The following is a 6,147-nucleotide window of genomic DNA, read 5'->3' as shown; positions in this document are numbered from 1 at the left end:
GGCGGGCAGACCCCCACCACCGGCACCACCACGCCCGTGTCCAACAACCCCAACGGGCTGCCGGACGCGTCCGAGGGCATGGCCGGGGGCTGCAGCGCGTCCGGAACGTCCGGCACCCTGCCCTTCGCCGCCGCCCTGCTGCTGCTGGGCGCCGCCACGCTGCGCCGCCGCCGGGCCCCCGCCCGCGCGCTGGCCCGCCGCGCGAAGCGCTGACTTCCACCCGTCTCCGAAGCAAGTTCTCCTGGCCCGGTGCGTCCTCGTGACGCACCGGGCCTTCTTGTTTCCGGGGACTTTCTTCGACCACACAAAAATGTCAGAGAATTTAAGTAATCCTTGAATTGTTTGACCTTCGCGACTCAATCGGGTTTCGCTCCGGGCTCCCCCGCAGCACGAAAGGCAGGACCCGATGAAGCGGACCTTCGGTCTGTTCTCCACCGCGACGGCGCTGTTCGCCGGCGCCACGTTGAGCGTCGTTCCCTCGCTGGCGCTGGCGGCCCCTTCCCAGGCGGAAGCGGCGCGCGCGCATGACGTGTCGCCGGACCTGCTCTCCGCGATGCAGCGGGACCTGGGCCTGACGGCGGACGGGGCGAAGCAGCGGCTGGCGGCGGAGGCCGCGGCGGTGCGCGTGGAGGGAACCCTGCGCGCGGAGCTGGGGGAGCGCTTTGGCGGCGCGTGGATGAACGCGGACGGCAGTCAGCTGGTGGTGGGCGTCACGACGGACGCGGACGCGGACGCCGTTCGCCGCGCGGGGGCGGTGCCCCAGAAGGTGAAGCACACGCTGGCGGAGCTGGAGGCGGTGAAGGCGGAGCTGGACCGTCATGCGGAGACGGCGAATCGCACCGTGCACGCCTGGTACGTGGACGTGATGACCAACAGCGTCGTCGTGCTGGCGCAGGACTCCGCGCTGACGGGCGGCACGGACTTCGTCGCGAAGGCGGGCGTGAAGCACGCCGCGGTGCGCACGGTGCCCTCGCGCGAGGAGTTCAAGCCGGTGTACGACCTGCGCGGCGGTGACGCGTACTACCCGGGCAACGCGCGCTGCTCCATCGGCTTCCCGGTGTCGGGCGGCTTCGTGACGGCGGGCCACTGCGGCGGGCCGGGTACGGCCACCAGCGGCTTCAATGGTGTGGCGCAGGGCACGGTGGTGGCGGCCAACTGGCCCGGCAACGACTACGCCTGGGTGCGCACCAACGGCTCCTGGGCGTCGCAGCCGTGGGTGAACAACTACGCGGGCGGCAACGTGCTGGTGTACGGGTCGCAGGAGGCGGGCATCAACGCGTCCGTCTGTCGCTCGGGCTCCACCACCGGCTGGCGCTGCGGCGTCATCACGCAGAAGAACGTCACGGTGAACTACTCGGCGGGCCCGGTGTACGGCCTGACGGCGTCCAGCGCGTGCGCGGAGGGCGGCGACTCCGGTGGCTCGTGGCTGTCCGGCAACCAGGCGCAGGGCGTGACGTCCGGCGCGGGCGGCAACTGCACCTCCGGCGGCAACACCGTCTTCCAGCCGCTCAACCCCATCCTGGGCGCCTACGGCCTGTCGCTCACCACGACGGGCAGCGGCGGCTCCGGCGGGCCCATCATCGGCCTGGCGAACAAGTGCATCGACGTGCCGAACTCCAACACGGCGGACGGCACCCGCCTGCAGCTGTGGGACTGCAACGGCACCGACGCGCAGAAGTGGACCTTCATGTCGGACGGCACCGTGCGCGCCTTCGGCAAGTGCATGGACGTGGCCTGGGGCTCCAGCGCCAACGGCACCGCCATCCAGCTGGTGAGCTGCAACGGCAACCCGGCACAGCAGTTCATCCTCTCCGGCGCCGGTGACCTGGTGAACCCCCAGGCCAACAAGTGCGTGGACGTGACCAGCGGCAACTCCGCCAGCGGCACCCCGCTGCAGCTGTGGGAGTGCAACGGCACCGCCGCGCAGAAGTGGCGCCGGTAGTCGTCCCCGCCTCACCCTGAAATGAAGAAGCGCGGGCCCCCTGCTACCTGGGGACCCGCGCTTTCTTTCATCCAGGGGCCGACGAGCCGCTCAGCTGTCGCGCCCCCTACTCGAAACCGACGGGCAATCTCATCCCACGTTCCCGCCTGCGCCAAGTACGCCTCAAGAATGCGTTGCCTCAAGTCCACCAAGAATGGAGCGCCCATGATCTCAATTTATGGGCCCCAGCGCGGCCCCTCTTGCTCCGATGCCGTGAGGCGGACGGCTCCAGGACTGCGCTCCTTGCTTCGCACACTCAGCATCCACGAGCCCCGCCGTAGAGTTCAAGTTCAGTGCAGAGGAAGCAAGCCGCTTGACTTAGTGTCACATCGACACTATCACATCTAAAGACGCGGCGATGTGAGTCACACGCAATTCTCTTCCTCAAGTAGGTGCGTTTGGATACGAACATGCTCGATCATGAGGCGTACCTGGAAGCGGAGCTGCTCAACGCTCCTCGGCGATTGTCCAACCACCTCTTCCACTACACGAACGCCGAGGCGGCAATTTTCGGCATCCTCCGCAGCGGGGCGCTCAGATTGTCGCCCTTCGAGTCGACCAACGACCTCTGGGAATCCCGCCCGCTCTACCCCAGCCTGATGTCGCACGCGGATGATCACCAATTCGAAGTAGGGATGGAATTGTGGAACGAGCTGGACAGGTTGATTCGAATCCACGCGAAAGTCGCCTGTTTGACCCAAGACTGGGAACTTCCCGGCTCTGTCTTGAACCCTGACGCTCTACGCGGATGGAATCACCTCTCAATCTGGGCACACTACGGCGCCAAACATTCGGGCGCCTGCCTTCAGTTCGACCGCAACAAGCTGATAAAAGCTTTCACTACAACTCCAGTCCCGAGTGCTCTTCTCCGCTTTCACGGCCCAGTCGTATATCGGAGCGCATCGGCTGGTGCCGGTCTAGATGGAGTCGACATCGGGCAAGTTCGCGAATTCGGCTTGGACGCTGTGGCAATCAACTACGCCGAGACGAACCATGGCCAGATTTTCTTCCGAAAACACGCAGACTGGTCCAACGAGACTGAGTACAGGCTGGTCCTCATCGATCAGTCCGCACTCCCTGTAGAGTTTTCCATTCGAGAGGCACTGACTGGAGTTTTTCTCGGGGATGCGTTCCCAAGCAACCGCATGCCAGCCTTGCTTGCCGCGCTGCAGCCGTATCCAGACGTCAAGATATTTCAACTCAGACACCACAACCGTCACTTATTCTGCCATCCATTCAGCCCTCCAGGGCATACAGATTCAACGGCAACAATTTCGCCATTGAAGTCTCACAACCGCTTCGGAACCCTGGATGAACGTTTGTCTGCGCTCAAGGAGAGTGTCCGCCTTGCTGCTCAGCATCGGGAGCACGCCGCGGCCCTCTGTTCAAGACACTTGGCTACACTGGAGAAGGCGATAGGAGAAATTGCTACGGCCATTCTCTCGTGGCCCCAGGTCGAGGTAGGCGTGTACAAGAGTCTCGCCGCCATACCTGGCCACCAGGTCTCTCGTGCACCCGGCGTTCCAGGTGAGTCGATCCACTTCGAGAGTGGATATATGTGCGTCATCGAGCACCTCCCCAAGCACACGCATACGGCCGTGGCAGCCATCGCAGTCCAAGTTCTGAGTGGCGATCGCGTACGCATCCACGGGATGATCAAGATTGAACACTGGAAGCCCAATGGCAATGAGCAGTTGGAGCACTGGCGTGAGTCCTGCGAGGTAGCACTCCCTGACACTGCGACCACACTCGACTCAATCATCAAGAACCTGAAAACAGCGCTCAAGCTCTCTCGGCTGGACTTCGACAGGGATCGCGGCCTGTAGTCGACGACACTGGCGAAAGACAGCAAGCTGCCGGACGACGCGTCCAGGAAGCCCTGGTCTATTGCATCAGTGAGCAACTGAAAGCATGTTGGGTCGCATGTCCTCCCCCTGGGTGCCCATCCAAAGCTGTTGGGCGGCAACTTGGGAACTACGAGGACCAAACGAGATGAGGAGCTCCTGAAGAACCGAAACATCCACCATTCCTGCTAGGATATGACCATGCGCTCCCGGGCGCGCAGCACCCTCTTGCTTCTGCTCATTCTCTCGGCCTGCGCGACGAAGAAGCCGGTCCCTCATGGGGTTGCGGCCCGTGTTCCGCGGATCGCCAACCTCCAGCGAGCAGCGTCGCTACCCTGGAGAGACGATGGACGGTGCGTTGTTCGCGAAGCTTCCCAGCCCTGGACCGTGCTGGTGGAGAGGTGCTTCCAGGCCCTCGACCATGACCGGATTGAGTTCCGAGACACCACGGGAAGATGCACGGTCGCCTCAGCTGACGCCGCCGCAGTTGGGCTCGGGTTCTGCGTGCTGGCGGCTCCCGAGATTGCAGTGGGAGCAGTGATCGTCCTGGGAGTGGTCGTGGTCGCCGTCGCGATCAAGGAAGCACTGGATGCCTATGAACTGCGCCACCTCTACCCCGAGGAATCCGCAGCATCACGAGGAACAACGGGGGCAGCCCGGGAGGCCGTAGCGAGGCGAAAGCCCGAATTGGAACCGGAACCCGCAGGGCAGGGCTGGAAGCCTCCGGTGCCACCTGTGCCCGTGAGCCGAACGCGGCGCGACAGTTGCGAACCTGTACCTGTGCCGCATGCGGGCGACGACGACCCACACAACGAGTGCGCCGACACGTTTCCGCCAAACCGCTACCCAGGGCATGACGTACTCGTGAACGGCAAGCGCTTTGATGCGCTGCAAGTCGGCGTGCGAGTGCTGTGGGAGATCAAGACGTATCAATTCGACACGTACAGTAAATTCCTGCGGGACCGAGTGATCGAAGAGCAGGTCGAAGAGTTCCAGGAGGACCGCGACATTGCCGCAGCATGTGGATATACCTTCGTCGTTGGGGTGAGCAGTGCCGCTCACAAAGCTGCGCTGCAGCGAGAAGATCCCAGCCTCAAGATCGTCGTCACGGGATGCAACCGATGAACGAAGGAAAGCGTCTCGAGTTCACCGTCTACGCACCTGCACTCGTCGGGAACGACGGGCGCACGCATGCAGTCGTTCGAAACATGGAACAAGCCCTGCCCGGTTTGCGGCTCGAATGGGAGGTGAGCAAAGCAGGACGCCCCACCCCATTACAGCAACGCGAAGCCTGGCTCGCCGAGGCCGCGACACGAGGAAGGCTTCCGTTGATTTGTAACGGCGACGAGAGCTACCCGGTGACTCTTTCCGGAATGCGCCGCTCCGCGAGCGCTAGCCCTGGCGGCCAGCATCAGCTCCAGCTCCGTGCGAAGTTGCCAATGGACGCTGCAGCTATCACTGCGGCAATGGATGTACTCGACGCCGTTGCAGAGGGCGCTCACGCGTTCTGGGGGCATGCGACGCCGGACGACGCTGCCCTGGACATCGCATATCAGGTAGCGCCCACCCTGGAAGGACCGCCATCTCCACGCCTGGGGCTGCCCGCCCTGAAGCTCTTCGAGCACCTCGGTTCGCCCGAGATCCCCTATTACCTTGGATGGCTGAACTACTGGTCGGCCGCTGCCGCGCGGGCCATCGGGTTCCCGGATCCTGCTCGCGATGCCGAGTGGCTCGCACGGGCGCGGCGCACGGCAACAGGCGGGTGGGTCGTACAGCTCACGGACACCCCGCTCGACTTGAACACTCCCGTCCACCTGGATTCACTCAAGCGAGCGTACGAGCGCTTTCCGGAGATTGGCGGACGCGCGGCGTCCTGACTCTTCGGGTTCACGTCCGCGCCCTCCACACCGGGGACAAACGGAGACATCCGCGCGCTGATAGATTGGAAGAACTGGCCCACGAGCCGCGCGCCCGGCTCACTCGGGAAATTCGGCGAAGGTAGAGCCTCCGAATGCCCGGGAGGGTGCGACGTCATAGGTCTCCCATTTCTCGAACCGCACGCGCATCGTGGCCTCGTCCGGCTGCGCGACCTTCACCCGCCCGATGACTCGGCTCTTGTGGGGCCCGTACTCCATTCTCTGCACGTAAACCCACTCGTCGCCGCCATCCAGTGCGCGCTGGCACTGGTTGAAAATCTTCTGGTTCGTCGTGATGTACTCAAGCCGCTCGTTCGTTGGGTCCCAACCGTTCTTGTAGGGCTGCTCGTCGTCAGGGTGCGCAACCAGAACCACCAGCCTCTTCGGCATGTCATTTCCCTCCTCT

The 6,147-nt window shown here is 63.9% G+C and carries 6 protein-coding genes; 5 read left to right on the top strand and 1 reads right to left on the bottom strand.

Annotated elements, in window-relative coordinates; genetic code table 11:
- The 5 genes from D7W79_RS09690 to D7W79_RS09670 form a co-directional block, all read left to right on the top strand.
- A partial coding sequence (locus D7W79_RS09690) for an MYXO-CTERM sorting domain-containing protein (protein ID WP_244221686.1) occupies nt 1-213 on the top strand: 213 nt, incomplete at its 5' end.
- A 193-nt stretch (nt 214-406) separates the two neighbouring features.
- Nucleotides 407-1,942 (top strand): S1 family peptidase, encoded by a 1,536-nt coding sequence (locus D7W79_RS09685; protein WP_120525062.1) that lies wholly within the window; start codon nt 407-409, stop codon nt 1,940-1,942.
- 449 nt (nt 1,943-2,391) lie between these two features.
- Nucleotides 2,392-3,807: a DUF2971 domain-containing protein gene (locus D7W79_RS09680; RefSeq protein ID WP_120525061.1), complete on the top strand. Its 1,416-nt coding sequence runs from the start codon at nt 2,392-2,394 to the stop codon at nt 3,805-3,807.
- Between the two features lie 219 nt (nt 3,808-4,026).
- Nucleotides 4,027-4,950, top strand: coding sequence for a DUF6310 domain-containing protein (locus D7W79_RS09675; RefSeq protein WP_120525065.1), 924 nt, complete (start codon nt 4,027-4,029; stop codon nt 4,948-4,950).
- Nucleotides 4,947-5,702 carry a DUF5953 family protein gene (locus tag D7W79_RS09670; protein ID WP_120525060.1) on the top strand — a complete coding sequence of 252 codons (756 nt, stop codon included), beginning with the start codon at nt 4,947-4,949 and terminating at the stop codon, nt 5,700-5,702. Before D7W79_RS09675 ends, D7W79_RS09670 begins: the two co-directional genes overlap by 4 nt.
- A 99-nt stretch (nt 5,703-5,801) precedes the next feature.
- Here D7W79_RS09670 and D7W79_RS09665 read toward each other — a convergent pair whose 3' ends face one another.
- Nucleotides 5,802-6,131: a hypothetical protein gene (locus tag D7W79_RS09665; protein ID WP_120525059.1), complete on the bottom strand. Its 330-nt coding sequence runs from the start codon at nt 6,129-6,131 to the stop codon at nt 5,802-5,804.
- Between the last annotated feature and the right edge of the window lie 16 nt (nt 6,132-6,147).

The sequence above is a fragment of the Corallococcus exercitus genome (assembly GCF_003611585.1).
GTDB classification, from domain to species: Bacteria; Myxococcota; Myxococcia; order Myxococcales; family Myxococcaceae; genus Corallococcus; species Corallococcus exercitus.
The sequence above is the reverse complement of the archived record's forward strand: the minus strand, read 5'-3'. Positions and strand labels throughout refer to the sequence as shown.